Origin of the sequence: Ensifer sp. ENS06 (genome assembly GCF_014852205.1) — a bacterium.
GTDB lineage: Bacteria > Pseudomonadota > Alphaproteobacteria > Rhizobiales > Rhizobiaceae > Ensifer > Ensifer adhaerens.
Genome location: NZ_JACVBC010000005.1, coordinates 384260 through 402846, shown reverse-complemented (window position 1 = coordinate 402846; position 18587 = coordinate 384260). Strand labels below are relative to the sequence as shown.

The following is an 18587-nucleotide window of genomic DNA, read 5'->3' as shown; positions in this document are numbered from 1 at the left end:
GACCGCCTCCCTCCGAGGGCGGCCATGCGCAATGCGCGTGGTGGCGAAACTAGCCGTTCAGCATCGCGCCGCCTCGCGGACCTGCGGGTTTCGTTATCAACCAGAACAGCAGGGTTATGAGGCTGAGTGCCGCTCCCATCAGGCAGACGCCATGCCATCCCCCATAGGCATAGGCGATGGTAGAAAAGGAAGATCCGAGCCCACTGCCGAGCGAATAAAAGAGCATGTAGGCGGCGGTGAGCCGGTTCTGGGCTTCCGGACGGACGCGATAGATCAGTGCCTGGTTCGTCACGTGCACGGCCTGAAGGCCGAAGTCGAGGACGAGGACGCCGGCAACGAGCCACAGGAGCGATTGGTCCAGCAGCGCAATCGGCAACCACGCGGCGAGCATCAACGCCAGCGAGATACCGGTCGTGCGCTGACCGAATCCGAGATCGGCCCAGTGTCCGGCGCGAGAGGCAGCAAGTGCTCCGGCAATCCCTGCCAGGCCAAAGAGGCCGACCTGGGTATGCGACAGTGAAAAGGGCGGCACGCTCAGCGGCAGGACAAGCGGGGTGAGCAGCGTCGTCACATTGGCGAAGATCAGCATTGCGATGATGCCACGGACGCGCAGAACCGGCTCCTGGGCGATTAGCGTGAAGGTGGAGGCGACGAGGCGGAGATAGCGGAGCTTGCTCGTTTCCCGCTGCTGATCCGGCAGCAGCTTGTAAAGCAACAGAGCGATCAAAAAGGTGAGCGCAGAGGATACAATATAGACCGCCCGCCAGCCGGCCAGATCGGTCAGAAATCCGGCGACGGCGCGAGCCGAAAGAATGCCGATGACGATGCCGCTGGTGACAAATCCGACCACCCGACCCCGTTCCGCCTGATGAGAGAGGCTGGCCGCATAGGCCACCAGCGCCTGCGTGAGGACAGCAAGCATGCCAACTGCGGCGATGGAGACCATGAGCATTTCGACGGTGGCTGAAAGGGCGACGAAGCCAAGGGCTGCGACCGACAGCAGCGACTGAAAGATGATGATCTTGCGGCGATCGAAAAGGTCTCCGAGGGGGACAAGCAGGATCAGGCCGAGTGCGTAGCCGAGCTGGGTCGCCCCGACGATCAGGCCGGCGCGTGTTTCCGACAGATGGAGATCGGCGGCCATCACGTCGAGCAAGGGGTGGGCGAAATAGGCGTTGGCGACCGCGAGGCCGGCGGCGAAGGCAAAGAGCGTCATCATCGGACGCGTCAGCCGCGATGCCGGGCGGGCGCTGCCGACCGGGCACGAGACTTCGTTTGCAGCGCCGGCCGGCGCTGCAGCAATTTTACCATCCATTGGACGTGTTCCTTGTTTTGGTTTAATAATGAAACCAAGGAATGGATATCATTTTGGTTTCATAATGCAACCAAAATTGCGAAAGGAGCTCATGCATGGTCGCCCGCAGACGGCTGAAGGAAGACTATTGCCCCAGCGCGCGGTCACTGGATGCGATCGGTGACTGGTGGTCGCTGCTGATCGTGCGCGATGCGTTCGATGACGTCCGCCGCTTCAGCGACTTTCAGAAGAGCCTTGGCATTGCCAAGAACATCCTGACGGACCGCCTGAGAACGCTTGTCGAGCGCGGCATTCTCGAAACGGTTCCGGCAGGCGATGCGAAAACGAGGGTCGAGTACCAGTTGACGGCGAAGGGCCGCGACCTCTTTCCGGTCATGGTCGCCTTGCGGCAGTTCGGCGAAAGGCACTTGTTCCAGCCCGGCGAGGAGCATTCTTTGCTGGTCGAGAAGGAAACGGGCCTGCCGGTTAAGCTCGATATCCGCACGCAGGATGGCCGGCCGATCGATGCGGCAGGGACGGTGCTGATCAAGGTTCCCGAGGCGTGACGTCGCTTCAGGCCGGCCCGCGCGCCCCGGGCAGTGAACCGTTCTAACTTTAGACGAATATTCAGCTTTCTCTGCTAGTCTGTGCCGAGTCTTTCCGCTGTTCGGGAAATAGGCGATGGGCGTTGTGACGCTAGACCAGGTAGAAGGCCAGATCGCGCGGGGCTTTCGCTATCTGCATTTTTCGCCCGAAATAGAAGAACTCTTCTGCAAGGACTATGCGGCAGAGCGCGTGCGGCTCGCCGCAATCTGGGGCGTGATCGGTATCTTTATCTACGATCTCGTCTATTTCGGCGACCACACCATGTTGCCGGATGTCTTCACCGGGTTGTTCACCGTTCGCTTCCTGGTGTTCACGCCCTTCGTTATCGCCTGCATCCTGGCGGTGCGGCGCTGGCCGGATGTCCGTCTTTACGATGTCCTGGCGGTGGCGATTGCGGTGCTGGGCGTGACCCTGCCCATGGCCGTGGCCACGCAGAGCACCAGCCCTTACCTTTTTGTCTACCAGAACGGCAATTCCGCTGCCTTCCTGTTCTTCGTCATCGCACTCCGGCCGCGGTTCTTTGCCGTTCTTTCGGGGCTTGCGCTGATGTGCGCGTCGCACTTCACCACGACGCATATGACCGGCGCCTTCGACGACGTAACTTATTCCGGCATCATTACTTTCTATCTGACGCTGTCGATCTTCCTGGCGGTGAGTGCCTATTTTCTGGAACAGAAGGACCGGCAGAATTTTCTCAATCAGTTGAGGGGCAGCCTCCTCTGCCAGCATCTCGAACGCAACGCGGAACGGGATGAACTGACGGGGCTATTGAACCGCCGGTCGCTGGTGCGGATCGGCGGCATGCTGTGGAACGAAGCGCCGGGGGAGACCGCAGTTTCGGCGATCCTGCTCGATATCGATCACTTCAAGCGGTTCAACGACGTTCATGGCCACATTGAAGGTGACGCCTGCATCCGCGCAGTCTCGCAGTGCATCCGCGCCGCCGTCGACGAGGCCGCTTTCGTCTTCCGTTTCGGCGGCGAGGAGATACTGGTGCTGGCGCCTGGACGGGAGCCGCTGCAGGCTTTGGCGATGGCAGAGAGGATCAGGTCTGCAATCGAAGGGCTGCGCATACCGCATCGCGGCCTGACCGATGGCTGCGTGACCGCGAGCCTCGGGACAGCGTCGGCGATCGCCGCGGATACGACGCTTGAGCGACTGCTGCAGAAAGCAGACGACGCGCTTTATGAAGCCAAGCGCATGGGTAGGAATACGGTCGTGCTGGCCACGGACGCAGAGCCCGACGCGCAGGTTGCCTAAGCGGCAGCGGAGCCGGGAAAAGTACGGCCTCCCGGCCTCCAATTCAGCGACAGGAGCGGGGGTGCCCTTCCATCAACATGGGACGGCGATGACGCGATCGGCCAAGCGTCGACTTCTCCATGATTTGGTTCGGCGGGCCACGGGCGATGAGCCGGCCGGCGCCCGGCGCTGGGCACCGGGATAGCGGGCCGCAGAGCCAAGCGCAATAGTGGAGTTTAAATATCATCTTATAGGCGTGCGCGGAGGTAGGGATTGCGGCGCACGGCAATCTGACGTAGATATTGCCCGTCGCGAAAAGCGACCGCTTCCCTTGATCCGCTCAATGGCGGAGTAAACAGGTGGACGAATTGGCGTCCAGGCGGTCGAGTACATGCCATCCCCGCCTATTTCGGCGCGGATCGGCCAGCGTCTCCCAGAAACCAGATATCTGACATTTCGTCAGCCCCTGCTCGCGAGCCATTGGCGCCTGTCGGTGCCGCACGCTCGCGTCTACCGGAGCGTGCCATGACCACACCCCTCACCATGAAGAAGCCACTTATCGTCATTTTTGCTGCCATTATCCTCGATGCCGTCGGCATCGGGCTGATCTTTCCCATTCTGCCGTCGCTGCTTAAGGAGCTCACGCAGACGGACGACGTCGCGCCGCTCATCGGCACAATGACGGCCCTCTATGCAGTGATGCAGTTCGTGTTTGCACCGGTGCTCGGTGCGCTCAGCGACCGCATCGGCCGGCGGCCCGTCTTGCTGCTTTCTCTCGCAGGAGCCGCCATCAACTACCTGTTTCTGGCTTTCGCCTCCAACCTCTGGATGCTTTTCGCAGGTCGCGCGATCGCCGGCCTCACAAGCGCCAACCTGGCGGTGGCGACCGCCTATATCACCGACATATCGCCGGAGGAAAAACGCGCCCGCCGTTTCGGCCTGTTCAACGCCATGTTTGGCATCGGCTTTATCGTCGGCCCGGTGCTTGGCGGCATCCTCGGCGACCATGGCTTGCGGCTGCCCTTCATTGCAGCCGCCGTTCTCAACGCCTGCAATTTGCTGCTGGCGCTTTTCGTCCTGCCGGAATCACGCATTCCCGGCCGGCAGAAGATCGACCTGGCCGCGCTCAATCCGCTCCGTCCGCTCCGCTGGGCCTTCTCGTCCAAGGGCTTGATGCCGATCGTCGTTCTGTTCATCACCTTCAGTGCGACCGGCGAGGCCTACAGCACCTGCTGGGCGCTGTGGGGCAGCGATGCCTTTCACTGGAACGGGCTGTGGATCGGTCTTTCGCTCGGTGCCTTTGGGGTCTGTCAGGCCCTTGCCCAGGCTTTCCTCCCGGGGCCGGCGGTGAGAAGGCTCGGCGAACGCGCGACGATCCTGACGGGCGTTGCCGGCGCGTGCGTTGGCTTGGTCGTCATGGCATTTGCGACGGAAGGCTGGATGATCTTCGCCATCATGCCGGTATTCGTTCTTGGCGGCATCGGCGCGCCGGCCTTGCAGTCCCTTGCAACCCGACAGGTCGCTGAGACCCAGCAAGGCCAGTTTCAGGGCGTGCTGGCGTCGGCGGTAAGCCTGGCATCGATTGCCAGTCCGCTCGCATTCTCGAGCTTCTATTTCGTCTTCAGGCAGGAATGGCCAGGCGCCATCTGGCTGTCGGTCGTCGCCGTCTATCTGGTGGCCGTACCGCTCGTTCTGTTCTTACGATTTGGGCGGCGCGCCGAGGGCTAGGCGCCTGCATCAGGCCGCTGGTCGCGCGCTACCGGCGGCCGCCTGCAGCCAGCCTGAAAGGTCCTGCTTCAGAAGCGCGCCGAGCCTTTCGGTTTCCGGCGCGTAGAATTCGACCAGCCGGTTGCGCAGATCCGTCGGCAGCGGCACATAGTCGAGTTCGCGGGCGACCATCGAGCGCAGGCCCTTCACGATGGGGTTGCTGCGGAACGGTGCCGCGATCGGCTTCAGCGGCTGAAGAAGTCGGCGCAGCTTCGGCGGCACGACAGGCACCGTCTTGTCCTTGACTTTATTGACGACTGGATAAAGCGGCGACGACAGCTGCAGAAAGTCTCTGACCGCGTCGAGATGCGCCTGCGGGTTCTGGCGCATATGCTCATAGAGGAGAACCTGCAGGTTTTCGGCTGGGAACAGATCGAGATAGGCTTCGAGCTGGCGGCAATAGAGACCACCGACCAGGAAACGTCCTCCCTTTGCCTGGCGTGGATCGAGATACCGGGTGATGTCGGTGCCGACTTCCCCGCGGCGATAAAGCATGCAGTAGTCGGAATAGGCGCGGTCGACGGGATTGCGCAGCTGCGCGATCAGCCGTGCGCGCGGCAGCGCCTTTTTGATGCGAGCAGCTGCTTCCGGCTCGTCGAGGTAGGAATTGGATTTCTCGCCGACGATGGTCTGTTCAGGTTTGGGCTCGAATTGCCCCAGATACCAACCGTCGCCCTTTTCGAAGTTGCGGCTGAAGAAGTGAAGCTCGGGATCCGGCATATAGACGGAAGGGTTCTGCTGCAGCGACTGCTGTAGCCAGGTGGTCGCGCTCTTGGCGGCGCCGATGATCAGGAAATCGATATCCGAGAGCTGCATGTCGTTTCTTTCTTTCCGCTGTCGGTGGGTTCAGTGCGCGGCGTGTGCCGAGATGTCGGACGGCCGTCTTCCGAGAATTCGCTGATAAATGCTGACGATGCCGTCGACATGGGGCTTGATGCCATAGGCGGCAAGCGTCGAGGTGCGCGCCGTTTCGCTGATGCGCTGCCACTCGTTACGGTCTTTCAGCAGGCGCTCCATCGGGGCGACGAAAGCCTCCGGGTTTTCCGGCTCGACGAGAAAACCTGTCACGTCGTTCTCGATTGCCTCCGGATTTCCGCCGTGATTGGTGGCAACGACCGGGGTGCCGTACATCATGGCTTCGATGAGCGTTCTGCCGAACGGCTCGCTCATGGCCGGCACGAGGAGAATGTCGACGGCGCACATATAGGGCGCGACCGGATGGCGAAATCCCATGAGGTGGATCTTGTCGGCGATCCCGAGCGCGCGCGCGCGTTCTGCTGTCTCAAGGTCGAGCCGCGGCCCTGATTGTTCGGGTGCGCCGAAAAGCAGGCCGGCTATCGGGAAATCCGGATTGCTGCGGTGAAAGGCGTGCACCGCCTCGACGAAACGGAGAGGGCGCTTGCGCTCGTTGAGAAGCCCGAAGTAGCCGACGAACCGCGTCTCCTCCGGCAGGCCGAGTTCGCGCACCAGCGCGAGCCTGCTTTCCTCCCGATCGGGGACCTGATCCGGATGCCGGAAGGGGCTGTGCAGTACCGAGATACGCCCCTCAAGCGGGAGCAACGGCTTTGCCGGCTGCGCAAATCGCGAAACCGTGACCACGTGCTTGGCAAGAAGCGGCGCAAGCATGTTGACCGCCCGGGCGCGGGGGTCGCCACGGTGGTGCCACAGAAGTTTGGCGCCGGCCAAGTAAGTTGGAAGCGCCCAGGTGGTATGGATCGCGCCGTCGTTGGTGTGCACGATGTCGATCTTGTGCCGTCTCAGGAGTTTGATGATCTTCATAATCGAGATCGGATAGCGCAGCGCCGAGAAGGATTGCGTCGCGAAAGGACGATCCCGTTGCGGCGAGAGGATGTCGATGTCCTCGATCGTGACATAGTCGATCTTGTTTTCGTCCAGATATCTGGAAAGCGCCTTGCGCGGATGATGCACGAAGACGATGGGGGTTATCCGGTCCCTGTCAAACGACGATATGAGGTTGAGCGCGGAAATATGGCTCCCCCCGATGTCATCACCCGAAAATGGAAATCCGACGGTAATTGCTTTTTGAGACACGAAACGAGGTCCCGAAAGTAAACTAAATATTCGCGAGACTGTAGCACCGTCTCAATGCTACTTCGAGAGGTCAAAAGCGCGAGTTATATACCTAATTCGGGTGATGCAAATAAATCGAATTGACGAACTATAACAAAAGTGGAAAGCTTCGCCCCGAATTGCGCGAAAAATATTCTTTTGATTGACGATATAGGGCGGAATGAATTGCCCTGCACGAGCGTTTTCAAGCTTCTGGAGCGGGGCCTCGCCAAAAGGCTTTGGGAGTAAACTGTATGCCGATTGAGATTGTCATGCCGCGCACATCGCCACGTGCGCCGCGGTCGGCCGGCCATTTCGGTTCTCGGTCTTTCCAGCAACAGACTCGACGCGCAAAGGCTTTTCAGCATGGTGCGCGCACGCTTGCCCTGCTTTCCGCCTTCTTGGGTGTCGCGGCTTCCGCCAGCGAGCCGCAGATGGTCGCGTTTCCCGGTGCCGAAGGGCACGGCAAGATGGCGCAGGGCGGCCGCGGCGGCCGCATCATCCAGGTGACGAGCCTTGAGGATTCCGGCCCGGGCACGCTGCGCGAATGCATCGAGGCGACTGGGGCACGAAATTGCGTGTTTCGCGTTTCCGGCATCATCCAGCTCAAATCCTCGCTGGTGATCGGCGAGGATAACAACTCGGTCTCGATCCTCGGGCAGACGGCGCCGGGTGGCGGCATTTTGCTGACCATCGACCAGACGAATGACGAACTGAGGCATACCCCGCTTGTTGCCAAGCAGACGCACGACGTGATCGTCCGGCATCTGCGCATTCGGCCGCGGCTGCCGAACTCCGTCAAGAACGTCCATGCGGCGGTGATCGAAAACAGCCAGCGCGTCTATTTCGACCATACGTCGATGTCCTGGGCGACCGACGAGAACGTCAGCACCTATTCCAACACGACCGACATCACCATCGCGAATTCGATCTTTGCCGAGGGGCTGAACAAGCACAGCAAGTGCACCCTTCTCGGCGCCGATCCCAGAGTCCCGCAGAACATTACCTTCTGGCGAAACGCCTGCATTTCCAACAATGACCGGAATCCCGACAACAACCACTACGGAAAATCCTGCATCGAGATTGTCAACAACGTGTTCTTCAATGCACGTTCCGAGTGGGGCGAGGTGTTCTCGCAGTATCCGGGCGGCACGCCGATTTCCTATGTCGGCAACTACTTCAAGGCGGGTCCGAGCACGGTCGAGAAAACCTACGCAATCAAGTGGCAGAATGTCGAAAGCGCCGGCCAGCCGCAGATCTACGAGAGCGGCAACGAGTTGTGGGCGCCGCCATCCAAGTCGCTTCAATTGCTTTCGCCAGGAACAGACCAATTCGTGGTGAACCGCCCGCCTTGCCCCTTGGCGGTTGATGCGCTCCTTGCAGCGGGTGAGGCATATGAAGAGGTGCGCGGCCAGTCCGGTGCGTTTCCCCGCGACGATCTCGATGTCGCCTGGATCAAGGATATGGGTGCACAAGGCGAGAGAGGAGCAGGGCGCATGGTGGTTGCGCCCGGCGAGATCCCCGCGATTAAAGAGGCAGATGCCTATGCCGACGAGGACGGCGATGGCATGGCCGATAGCGTGGAGGAAAAATTCGGCGGCGTCGTCGGTGTGAATGACGCCTGGGAGCCTGCCTCGACCGGTGGGGGCACGCGCTTCGATCAGTTCATGGAATGGTTGTCGCAGGAGCGGATTGCCGGTCGCTACCCGAACTAGAGGTGGCCTACGGTTTCTCTTCTGCAGCGGCCCGCAATTGTCGGACGTGCCCGAGAATGTTTGTCGCAACCATGGAGGTCAAATCGTTCCGTGGTTCGGCGGCAACCAACTATTGCTCTTCCGGACGTGGTATAATATAGTTTTCTAAATTTGAATGTTATTTCTATGTCAGTAATTTACCTGCGTGGCGTTGCCTTTTGCCGCGCGTATTCTGTGTGAGCGTGGCTACAGTTCTTTGACGTCAGGTATTTCTATCAAATTTATATGTTAGGGCTCTCATGCTGACCATCGATCGCAAAGTCGAAGCGCCTCCAGGGCGAGGCCAAATGCCTGCGGTTCAGTATCGGGAGGCGCGTGTTGCGCCACGCGGATATGGCATCCGCGATCTGGTCGAGCTTTTCCGCCGGTATCGCGTGATCTTCTTCTCGCTGCTGGGGTTTGCGTTGCTTGCGACGCTGCTGACGGCCGCATTGCTGCCGCGCTCCTATACCGCAGCTTCGGCCATCGTCTTCGACCGCAACGACGTCCGCCCCTACGAGGCGCAGGTCGAGTTGCGCAAGCTCGAACGCGACCGGTCGGTGATGGAAACGGAGCTGGACGTGATCCGCTCGCGCGTCTTCGTGGGCGTCGTCGTCGATGCGCTCAACCTGGTCAACGATCCCGATTTCAACACTTACCTGCCTGAAACCCGCAGCGAGCACGAGACGTTCCTGCAGTCGTTCTTCGCCAACATCTCCGAGTTCATTTTCGGCGCGCCGGCAGAGAGCACCCAGAAGGAGCGGCTGATCTCGGAAAATGTGCAGCGCAACCGCGCCATCTCGACGCTGCTGAACTCCTATGTCGTCACCCGTACCGGGGAAAGCCTCGCGCTGACGATCCGCGTGGTGCAATCGAACCCCTTGAAGGCGGCCACGATCGCCGATGCACTCGCCGAGCAATATCTCTCCTGGACGGCGAAAAAGACCGAAGAGGCCACGAACAACACGGTTGCGTATCTGCGCGGCGAGATGGCCAACAGCGCGACCCGAATTGCCGGCATGGAGCGCGATATCGCCGCCTTTGCCCGCGACAGCGACCTGACCTTCGATCCGCAGGATGATGTTCTAAGAGCCCGCATGCTGCAGCTCAACGAGCAATATGTGACCTTGCGCGTCGAGGAAGCCGGCGCGGTTGCGAAATACAACGAGGCCAAGCAGTTGGTGTCTTCCGACGGGAAGGAATTGGCCGGCGGTGCGTTGACCTCGACGCAGCTTGACCAGTTGCGTGGTGAAGAGGCGCGGCTCGAGCGCACGCGTGCGCAGCTCGGCGCCAAGTTCGGCAAGAACCACCCGCTGGTCCTCGACGCCACGAACGAGCTTGAGTCCGTGCGCACCATGATCGGCAACGAGGCGCAGCGCCTCGTGCACGAGCTGGCAAACAACGCCAAGGTGGCAACGGTGCGCGCCGAAAAATTCCAGACGGAACTGAGCGCGCTGCAGGACAAGGTCCAGGGGCGCAACCTTGCCGAAATCCGTCGGCGTGAACTTGCCCGCGACCTTCAGTCGGAACAGGCGATCTACGACCAGATCGTGCTCAGGCTGGGTGCGCTCAATCCCGAAAGAGGCGAGTACAAGCCGACCGCACGGATCGCGTCCTATGCGGAAGTGCCGACGAAGCCGACGTTCCCGAACAACACGCTGGTGATCGTCGCCGGCAGCATCGGGGCCGTTCTGCTCGCGGTCGTCGGGGTGATCATTTCGGACTCGCTGGAGAGCAGGCTGTACCTGCCGCGCGACGCCGAGCAACTGCTCAACCGTCCGAACCTTGCCAGTGTCCCCGATATGCGCAAGCGCTTGCGGAATTCGTCGGCCTTTTATCACTACATGCTGAACAATCCGGAGTCACCGGCGGCGACCGCCATGCGCACGCTATGCATGGCCTGGCTCACGATCGACCATGAGGCGGGCGGCAAGGTGGTGATGTTGTGCTCGCCGGCGCTCGGAGACGGCAAGACCACAGTCGCGCTCGGCATGGCGACAATGGCAAAGGTCGACGGACTGCGCCCGATCGTCATCGACCTTGACATGTCTGCGCAGAGCGCGCCGAACATTGCCGGTGCCAACACCAAGGATACCGCGATCACGGCGCCGCTCGAAGGCAAGGTCGATATCAAGAGCCGGATCGCGACGTCGCCGGCCTATCCCCACCTCGAGTTCATTTCGGTGCGGCCGGGCCTGATGAACCTCGATGTCCTTTGTGCCGAACTGCGCGACAGCTACGATCTCATCATCGTCGACGCGCCGGCCGTCGAAGAAAACGAAGGCGTGATCTGGCTCGCGTCGCACGTCGATTCCGTCATTCTGGTCTGCCGCTCGGGCGGCACGACGGATCGCCAGCTCGCCAATGTTCAGCAACGGTTGTCGCTGAACCACGCGGTTATTCTCGGCAGCGTCATGAACTACTGCGACCGGTCGGAGTAGGCGCCGCCGTCAAGCCGCGCGGGGGGGCGTTCGCAACTGGCGAGCGCCGACGGCCAAAGTCGCCTCAGCCGGTCTGTTGATCGGCCCATCGTTAAATAGCGAAAGCCTTGATGTTCGACAGTCGCGTCCGTTGCCGGCTCGTTCGAGCGCGCGTTGGTCTGGCTTCGTGCCGAAACAGCTTTCGGTGTGCGGTGATCGTCGCTAACGTCTGCGTCCGAACGATCGGTGCAGCCGCTTTGGCAAAGTTCTTGTTCCCTCGGATCGGCGTAAACTCGTCGAAAGTCAGTGCGACACATGAGTTCGCTCGCGTCGATAGGGGGGGCGGGTCAGGCTGACGGTGAGCCCGGCAAACGGAAAACCGATTGCTAGAGGTCAGCGCTTGCTGTCCAGCTTGCGGCGATAGGCGATCGCCATCTGCACGAACCAGACGCCGGACATCACGATATGCGCAACGTTCGCGCCCACAGCACCAACACGTGGGATGAGGACGACTGCCGTGAAGAGGAAGAGGACGCCCCCAAGAAGCGCGCTTTGCAGCAGGATCTTTTCGTGCCCCATGGCGAGCAGGGCCGAATAGAGGGTTCTGCCGCAAAGAAACATGATGACGGCGACGAACTGCACCATGACGAGAGAGGCGGCCGCTTCGAAACCCGGGCCGGCCGTCACGCGCAGCACCCATTCAATAGTCAGGTGCGCGCCGACGAGGGCGCAGACGCCGAAGGCGAAGAGCAGCCATCCTGTCTGGCTGACGGTCTTCCTAAATTCGTCGATCCCCTCGGTTGCCCAGACGCGCGAAAGATCCGGATAGAGCACGGCCTGAACCTGCTCGCCCGCCTGCTGCGCGATCTTCGCCACCCGCTTGGCGATATGGTAGAGGCCGGCTGACCCCGGGTCAGCGAGATAACCGACAAGAAGCGTGTCGAATTCGAAGGCGCAGGCTTGGATGATGAGCGCCATGTTGGTCCACAGCGAGAAGCTCCAGAAACCGGGGAAGCGGGTCCGGATATCGCCGAGCGGCACCCACATGACGCCGGTCAGCCCCTGCTTGCGCAACTCGCGGAAAGCCCAGGCGGTCCTGTTCAGGCTGCTGCAGATCTGCGACGCCATCCACAGAAGCATGAACTCGAACAGCCCCCAGCCGAGATAGACGCCGGCAAGGCACAGGAGTGCCCTGAGGATGCTGGCGGCGACCTGGCCATAGGCGACAATCTTGAAGCGGCCATAAAGGCGCATCACCGCTGTCGGCATGCCGGTCACCTGGAAAGGCAGGACCGCGCAGTAGATCAGCACGAAGCGGCTCATCTCTTCGGAAATGCCGAAAAGCGGTCCTGCAAACAGCACGATCAGCACCGCCAGACCCCATCCCGCAAGGGCGGTGGCGAGATCGATCAGCAGCCCGAATTTGAACAATGCCTTGAGGTCGTCGGTCTTGCCGACCTGAAGGGCCTTCGCCCCGTATTTGATGAGCGGCTGCCAGGAGCGGAAGCTGACGAAGCGCTCGATGCCGCGCGTGTAGGCGAAGGAGAGGGCCAGGAGGCCATAGTCGGCAGGGCCGAGCGCACGCGCCGTCAGGGCAAAGCCGGCCAGTCCGATGAAGGCGCTGGCGAAGTTGCCGGTCAGCAGGTGCGCTATGTTCTTGAGCCGTCCGTGGAGGTCCGCCTCGGCTTGCCAGGCTAAACGATACTTTCTTGTCTTTTTTAGTAGTGATTCCAATAATATCACAAAATTACATCCTGCTTCGAGGTTGCAATTACGTCTGTTTCATGGAAGAATGCTAATATGTGTTTTAGTGTTCTCGCACTGCGAGGAAAATTTGTTTCCCTGTTTCTGGGAAAATTTAATTACTTATCCATATGCAATTAAAAATTGTGCAGTGGAACCTGTTTTTGAAGCATATCATAGTGACCGAAAGAAATTACAGAGGTCTCGTAAAATAAATTCATCCATTGTTGGAGTTTAATTTCCGCTTCTTTTGGTGCGGTTGAACCACCGTGAAGTTCGGATTTATTCATTAGAGGGAAGCATGAAGTTTCCGGCTCAAACAATCTTTCGCATCGTCAGTCATATCGCTTTCGTCGCGACGGCGACGTTGTTGCTGACGGGTCCCCTTCACGCTGCCGGCGCATCAACCGCCAGTACGCCCAGCGCCACCCCATCGGGCGCTGCAACAGCCGTGCCCACGATCCAAGCGGCGCCTGCCGCCTACCGGGTTTCGGTCGGGGACGTGCTGTCCTTCGACATATTGGATGATGCCGAGCTGCCGACGCCCTTGACGATCGGCACCGATGGAGCAGCCGCCTTTCCCTTGATCGGCGCGTTCAAGATCGAGGGGCGAACCATTCCCGAGGCGGTTGACGCCTTGCGCAGCGAATATCTGTCCCGCCAGTTGCTGACCGATCCAAAGCTGTCGCTTTCCATCGTAACGGTTCGACCTGTGCTGATCCTTGGCGAAGTGCGCACGCCGGGCTCCTTCGCCTATTATCCGGGACTGACGGTCGAGCAGGCCGTCGGCCTTGCCGGTGGACCGCAGACGGCGATGAGCAATCCGGCTGACCGCATCATCGCCCAGGCGAAGCTGCGCGGCACGATCGAGGAAACGGATGTCGAGATCGTGCGGGAGGCGATCTACACCGCCCGGCTTTACGCACAATTGCGCGGTTCCGAGAAGGTCGACCTCAAGGATATTCCGGAAGGCGTCAAGATGTATGTCGATGAAGCTTCCGTCGGTCCCGTGGTCGCGATCGAGGAGAAGATCCTGAAGACGGACCTGCTGTCGACAAAGAACCAGATGGAGATCCTCAACCAGAGCATCATGCAGACCGAGGCGAGCCTCACGATCCTCGACAAGCTCAAGGAGCAGCAGGAGGAGGTCGTCGCGCTCAACGAACAGGTTGAGGCGAGGACGCTCGCGCTCAGGAAACGGGAGCTGAACACGGAATCCGAGCTTTCACGGGTGAAGATGGCGACCTCGAGCGAAAAATCGCGATTGCTGGAGCTTATCTCCGAGATCGGGCGCTCCAACCGCGAGCTCGCGAACCTGAAGCTACAGCTCGAAACCTTGAAGGCAAACCGCGAGAAGGAGATCCTGACCTTGCTCCAGGAGCGCGAGGCCACGCTCAAGAAGCTCGAAACCCAGCGTCAGACAACCAAGGAGCAGATGGTCCTGATGGCTGCTGCGGCGGTCGATTCGAGCAAGCAGGAACAGGTATCGTTTCTCTACAAGATCGACCGGGAGACCGGTCGCGGCGAGGCCAAGAGCAGGCAGAGCATCGAGGCCACGAACGTTACCGCGGTGCTACCTGGGGATGTCATCTTCGTGTCGATCGCCGGCTTGTAACTTCGGAAAAATAGGGGCTTCGGCCGTGCATAGATGGAGAGTTGCGTGAGGGGCGAGTTCGCATGTGGGCTGACGTCGGGCTTTGACGAAGAGGATGACCGTCATCGTCGGGAAACGGTTCTGAGAACGGCGGCGATCGGCGTGTTGGTGAGGGCGGCAAGATGAGCCTGATTGAAACGCTCGGACGAACGCTGGTCATCGCGCCACATCCCGACGACGAGGTTCTGGGTGCCGGCGGGACGATGGCGCGGCTGGCGGCGCAAGGAAGCGACGTCTTCGTGGCTGTTGTCACGGAGGGAAAACCACCGGCCTATGATCGCGCCTCGGTGGAAGCCGTTCAGGCCGAAGCCCATGAGGCGCATCGGATTCTCGGTGTCAAGGAAACGCGCTGGCTGGGCTTTCCCGCCGCAGCCCTTTGCGAAACCTCCCATTCGGCGCTCAACGCCGCTCTGTTCGAGCTGGTGCGCTCCATCGCGCCGCAGACGCTGATCATCCCCTTTGTCGGTGACATGCATATCGATCATCAGTTGATCTTCCTGTCGTCGATGGTGGCCGCAAGACCGCATCAGCCCGGCTATCCCAAGGTGATCCTGGCTTACGAGACGCTTTCGGAGACAAACTGGAACGCGCCTTATGTGACGCCGGGCTTCGCACCGAATGTGTTTGTCGACATCAGCGACCATATCGATCGAAAGCTTGCGGCGATGAAGGCGTTCAAGTCCCAGGTTCGGGCGGCGCCGCATGAGCGCAGCCTCGAGACCTTGAACGCGCTCGCCACATTGCGCGGCGCAACCGTGCTGAAGTCGGCCGCCGAGGCCTTCGTGATGGTTCGGCAGGTCATCTGATATTTCCGGAGTTTTCAGTCGAGCGAGGGAGCAAGCTGTGGCGACGTGGCCGGTATATGACGAGGAACAGATTGCGGATGTTGCAGCGGTCCTGAGGTCGGGCAAGGTGAATGCCTGGACCGGGCCGCACGTCGCAGCCTTCGAGGAAGCCTATGCCCGTGCACTCGGGCGCAAGCACGCCATCGCGCTTGCAAACGGTACGCTAGCGCTGGAGCTGGCGCTTTTCGCGCTCGGTCTCGAACCCGGCGACGAGGTGATCGTGACACCGCGCAGCTTCGTCGCCTCGGCGTCGTGCGTTTCGTTTTGCGGCGGCGTTCCCGTCTTTGCCGATGTCGACGAGAATAGCCAAAACATCAGCGCCGCAACGATCGCACCGAAGATCACCAGCCGGACAAAGGGCATCATCGCGGTTCACCTGGCCGGGTTTCCCTGCGACATGCCGGAAATCATGGCCCTTGCCAGACAGGCGGGACTATGGGTGATCGAGGATTGCGCGCAGGCCCACGGCGCGGAGATTGACGGCAAGCCGGTCGGAAGTTTCGGCGATATCGCCGCATTCTCCTTTTGCCAGGACAAGATCATCACGACCGGCGGCGAGGGTGGCCTGATCGCTCTTGACGACGAGGCACTATGGAAGAAGGCCTGGAGCCGTAAGGACCACGGCAAATCCTACGACGCAGCATTCCTCAGAGAGCACCCGCCGGGCTTCCGCTGGCTGCATGAAACGATCGGCACGAACTGGCGGATGACATCGCTTTCGGCCGTTCTCGGCTCAAGGCAATTGGAGCGCCTTCCGGGATGGCACGCGACAAGGTCTCGCAACGCTGCGATCCTCGACGAGGTGGCCCTAGAGCTTGCAGCGTTGCGCGTGCCGACGTTGCCGAAGGGATATCGCCACGCCTATTACCGCTACTACGCGTTCGTTCGCCCGGAGGCATTGAAGCCCGGACACGACCGCGATTGGATCGTCGCGGCGATGAACGCGGCAGGCGTGCCGTGTTTTTCCGGAAGCTGCTCGGAGGTCTACCTGGAGAAGTGCTTTACCGAACTTGGGCTTTCGCCGTCCGAGCGGCTCCCGGTCGCACGCCGGCTCGGCGAAACCAGTATCGCGCTTCTCGTCGATCCGGCGCAGAGCGAAGAGGCGATGACCAAGGCCGCCCGCTTCTTGCATGCCGTCGTCACCGAAGCGTCTCTTCCCGCTCTGGGTCAACGCGCGCCGGTGCTTGAAATGGAAGCGCGGGCATAAAACCGCGATTTCGGGAACGGTCGAGCAGCCGCGACGCGGTTGCCCGGCCATGTGCCGACCGGTGCATGGGAGTTGGAGATGAAGCGGTGCTTTGACATCGTCTTTGCGTTGGTCGCGGGCCTCTTGAGCCTGCCGATCATGCTGGTGGTCGGGATTGCGGTCGCCATCTGGCTTGGGCGGCCCGTGTTGTTTTACCAGACCCGGGCGGGGCTCGACCGGCGTCCGTTTCGCATGATGAAGTTTCGGTCGATGTCGGATGCACGAGACGCCGAAGGCCGCCCCCTCAGCGACGCCGAGCGCACGGGACGGTTCGGGCTTCTGCTTCGCCGGACGCGCCTGGACGAGTTGCCCGAGTTCTGGAACATCCTTATCGGCGACATGAGTCTCATCGGCCCGCGGCCGATCCTTCCGGAGACGATCGACGCGCTGGGCGAGCGCGGGGTTCGCCGGTGCAGCGTTCGGCCGGGGCTCACCGGCTGGGCCCAGATTAGCGGCAACGCCATTCTTTCGAACGACGACAAGCTCGATCTTGATCTCTGGTACATTGCCAACCGATCAGCCTGGGTCGATCTCAAGATCATCGCCGAAACTGTTCTGGTGATGATCCTCGGAGATCGGATCAGCGAACGCCGGCTCAGCGCGGCACGCCAGAGCGTGCCTGAGCGATAAGGTCCTTCTGTCGCAGTTCGGGTTGTGGCACCGGTTCGGGCTGAGCAAAGGCGTCCGCTGCCGGTTTTGCCGAGCGTGAGAACGCGATGTAGGCGCAGGCAAGGGCCACGGGCAGCACGAGCGGGAAGGGCCAGAAGCGGCTATAGGCGTGCGGCACGGCATTCGCGACCAACAGCAGCATGGAGACGTTGGCGACGATGCAGCCTGCAAACGGTCGCCCGCCAGGAAGCCGCGCCACGGCCAGCGCCGGGCCGAAGGCCGAAAGCAGCATCACCAGAAGACCGAGCGCCGAGACCAGGCCGCCTTCCGTCCACAAGAGCAGATAGAGATTATGAACCGGCTGGTGAATGGCGCTCGCGATCCGGTACTGGTCCGCGCCGACTCCGAGCAGCAAGGTGCTGTCGGTCATGTTCATCGCTTCATAGATCAGCTCGACGCGATGATCGAATGTGCCGGCCTGGCCGATATCGCCGCTTTCGAGCGCTCCGAGCACGCGCTTTTGGAACGCGGCGGGAAGATAGTCACGGGCGGATGTGAAGACCGCGAGAACCATGCCGGCCAAAAGGGCGACGTTGACGATAAGCCGCTTCCAGTTGACGCCGATGACGGCAAATACGCTCATGCCGAAGACGAGAGCGATGAGGCCGGTGTTGGAGCCGGTCAGCAGGATCCCGTAAATCAGAATCAATAGGGCAAAGACGGCATAGATGCGGTTGATCCGCTTCGTCGTCATCAACACAAGCAGGATCGGGACCGCGAGCGCTATCACCGCCGCGCACTCGTTTTCACGCTCCATCAGGCCGCTGAAGCGGCCGTTGCCGCTGACGAAGTTCGTGTTCGTGCGGCCATCAATATGGATGAGATAGATGCCCTGGAAACACAGGACGAGGATCGAGAACACATAGGTCTTCGCGAGCAGCACGAGCTGATCGAGCGTACGACCGCTGAACAACAGCACTACGAAGAGATAGGCGTAGAGATACTGGGTGACGACGACGATGCCGCGCATCGGGTCCGGGCCTGCGATGCTGCTTACCAGCAGGCCGGAGACCAGCATTGTCAGTCCCAGCCACCACAATCCGCTGCTGACGCGCCCGAACAGCTGAAAATCGATGTTGCGGTTGAGCAGCGCAAAGCAGAAGCAAAGCAAGGCGAGGAAATCGGCGACGGTGAAGTTCGTATCGCCATAGCGAAAATAGTTCATCGAGCAGAAGAAGACGGCGCCGACCAGCAGCAGGAACTCGATCTTTTTGGTGAGCACGATGCCAGGCGCATCGCGGCGCGCGGCTTCGCGACGAGCACTCAGTCCGGCCGAAAGGGTATGGTTGAACATGTTCATG

14 protein-coding genes are annotated in these 18587 nt (G+C 60.9%); 9 read left to right on the top strand and 5 right to left on the bottom strand.

Features of this window, described 5'->3' with window-relative positions:
• Positions 1-49: 49 nt before the first annotated feature.
• Complete coding sequence (locus IB279_RS20895) at positions 50-1315, bottom strand: MFS transporter (RefSeq protein ID WP_110819727.1); 1266 nt, start codon at positions 1313-1315, stop codon at positions 50-52.
• A gap of 95 nt (positions 1316-1410) precedes the next feature.
• Between IB279_RS20895 and IB279_RS20890 the strand changes: the two genes are divergently transcribed.
• The 3 genes from IB279_RS20890 (at position 1411) to IB279_RS20880 (ending at position 4867) form a co-directional block, all read left to right on the top strand.
• The gene (locus IB279_RS20890) at positions 1411-1860 is read left to right on the top strand and encodes a helix-turn-helix domain-containing protein (protein WP_029742867.1); all 450 of its coding nucleotides are present in this window, start codon (positions 1411-1413) and stop codon (positions 1858-1860) included.
• Between the two features lie 115 nt (positions 1861-1975).
• Entirely contained in the window at positions 1976-3160 is a 1185-nt protein-coding gene (locus IB279_RS20885) for a GGDEF domain-containing protein (RefSeq protein WP_110819728.1), read from the top strand.
• A 522-nt stretch (positions 3161-3682) separates the two neighbouring features.
• Positions 3683-4867, top strand: a complete 1185-nt coding sequence (locus IB279_RS20880; RefSeq protein ID WP_246802075.1) for a TCR/Tet family MFS transporter — start codon at positions 3683-3685, stop codon at positions 4865-4867.
• Positions 4868-4876: 9 nt separating this feature from the next.
• Here the strand turns inward: IB279_RS20880 and IB279_RS20875 are convergent, their stop codons facing one another.
• Both IB279_RS20875 and IB279_RS37975 read right to left on the bottom strand, forming a co-directional pair.
• Positions 4877-5722 (bottom strand): sulfotransferase, encoded by an 846-nt coding sequence (locus IB279_RS20875; protein WP_060520981.1) that lies wholly within the window; start codon positions 5720-5722, stop codon positions 4877-4879.
• A gap of 30 nt (positions 5723-5752) precedes the next feature.
• The gene (locus tag IB279_RS37975) at positions 5753-6958 is read right to left on the bottom strand and encodes a glycosyltransferase family 4 protein (RefSeq protein WP_110819730.1); all 1206 of its coding nucleotides are present in this window, start codon (positions 6956-6958) and stop codon (positions 5753-5755) included.
• A gap of 272 nt (positions 6959-7230) precedes the next feature.
• Between IB279_RS37975 and IB279_RS20865 the strand changes: the two genes are divergently transcribed.
• On the top strand, positions 7231-8691 hold the full coding sequence (locus IB279_RS20865) for a polysaccharide lyase family 1 protein (protein WP_110819731.1): 1461 nt from the start codon (positions 7231-7233) through the stop codon (positions 8689-8691).
• A gap of 326 nt (positions 8692-9017) precedes the next feature.
• Positions 9018-11150 carry an exopolysaccharide transport family protein gene (locus tag IB279_RS20860; RefSeq protein ID WP_162727300.1) on the top strand — a complete coding sequence of 711 codons (2133 nt, stop codon included), beginning with the start codon at positions 9018-9020 and terminating at the stop codon, positions 11148-11150.
• A gap of 372 nt (positions 11151-11522) precedes the next feature.
• On the opposite strand, the gene IB279_RS20855 is transcribed toward IB279_RS20860, so the two are convergent.
• A complete protein-coding gene (locus IB279_RS20855; protein ID WP_309142305.1) occupies positions 11523-12872 on the bottom strand; it encodes an oligosaccharide flippase family protein in 1350 nt (449 codons plus the stop codon).
• A gap of 301 nt (positions 12873-13173) precedes the next feature.
• Between IB279_RS20855 and IB279_RS20850 the strand changes: the two genes are divergently transcribed.
• The 4 genes from IB279_RS20850 to IB279_RS20835 all read left to right on the top strand — a co-directional run bounded on the left by IB279_RS20850 (position 13174) and on the right by IB279_RS20835 (position 17247).
• Complete coding sequence (locus tag IB279_RS20850; RefSeq protein WP_083523808.1) at positions 13174-14487, top strand: polysaccharide biosynthesis/export family protein; 1314 nt, start codon at positions 13174-13176, stop codon at positions 14485-14487.
• A gap of 161 nt (positions 14488-14648) precedes the next feature.
• Positions 14649-15332 carry a PIG-L deacetylase family protein gene (locus tag IB279_RS20845; RefSeq protein ID WP_192339757.1) on the top strand — a complete coding sequence of 228 codons (684 nt, stop codon included), beginning with the start codon at positions 14649-14651 and terminating at the stop codon, positions 15330-15332.
• Positions 15333-15369: 37 nt separating this feature from the next.
• Complete coding sequence (locus IB279_RS20840) at positions 15370-16578, top strand: DegT/DnrJ/EryC1/StrS aminotransferase family protein (RefSeq protein WP_192339755.1); 1209 nt, start codon at positions 15370-15372, stop codon at positions 16576-16578.
• 78 nt (positions 16579-16656) lie between these two features.
• Positions 16657-17247, top strand: coding sequence for a sugar transferase (locus IB279_RS20835; protein WP_060520987.1), 591 nt, complete (start codon positions 16657-16659; stop codon positions 17245-17247).
• On the opposite strand, the gene IB279_RS20830 is transcribed toward IB279_RS20835, so the two are convergent.
• Positions 17213-18586 carry an O-antigen ligase gene (locus IB279_RS20830; protein WP_060520988.1) on the bottom strand — a complete coding sequence of 458 codons (1374 nt, stop codon included), beginning with the start codon at positions 18584-18586 and terminating at the stop codon, positions 17213-17215. The two genes, IB279_RS20835 and IB279_RS20830, sit on opposite strands and share 35 nt — an antisense overlap.
• Position 18587: the final 1 nt, after the last annotated feature.

Bases quoted from the DNA above. Each gene is read 5' to 3' on its own strand.
- IB279_RS20880 (WP_246802075.1), top strand. From the start codon at position 3,683: ATGAAGAAGCCACTTATCGTCATTTTTGCTGCCATTATCCTCGATGCC.
- IB279_RS20890 (WP_029742867.1), top strand. From the start codon at position 1,411: ATGGTCGCCCGCAGACGGCTGAAGGAAGACTATTGCCCCAGCGCGCGG.
- IB279_RS20850 (WP_083523808.1), top strand. From the start codon at position 13,174: ATGAAGTTTCCGGCTCAAACAATCTTTCGCATCGTCAGTCATATCGCT.
- IB279_RS20875 (WP_060520981.1), bottom strand. From the start codon at position 5,722: ATGCAGCTCTCGGATATCGATTTCCTGATCATCGGCGCCGCCAAGAGC.
- IB279_RS20895 (WP_110819727.1), bottom strand. From the start codon at position 1,315: ATGGATGGTAAAATTGCTGCAGCGCCGGCCGGCGCTGCAAACGAAGTC.
- IB279_RS20885 (WP_110819728.1), top strand. From the start codon at position 1,976: ATGGGCGTTGTGACGCTAGACCAGGTAGAAGGCCAGATCGCGCGGGGC.
- IB279_RS20860 (WP_162727300.1), top strand. From the start codon at position 9,018: ATGCCTGCGGTTCAGTATCGGGAGGCGCGTGTTGCGCCACGCGGATAT.
- IB279_RS20845 (WP_192339757.1), top strand. From the start codon at position 14,649: ATGAGCCTGATTGAAACGCTCGGACGAACGCTGGTCATCGCGCCACAT.
- IB279_RS20835 (WP_060520987.1), top strand. From the start codon at position 16,657: ATGAAGCGGTGCTTTGACATCGTCTTTGCGTTGGTCGCGGGCCTCTTG.
- IB279_RS20865 (WP_110819731.1), top strand. From the start codon at position 7,231: ATGCCGATTGAGATTGTCATGCCGCGCACATCGCCACGTGCGCCGCGG.
- IB279_RS20830 (WP_060520988.1), bottom strand. From the start codon at position 18,586: ATGAACATGTTCAACCATACCCTTTCGGCCGGACTGAGTGCTCGTCGC.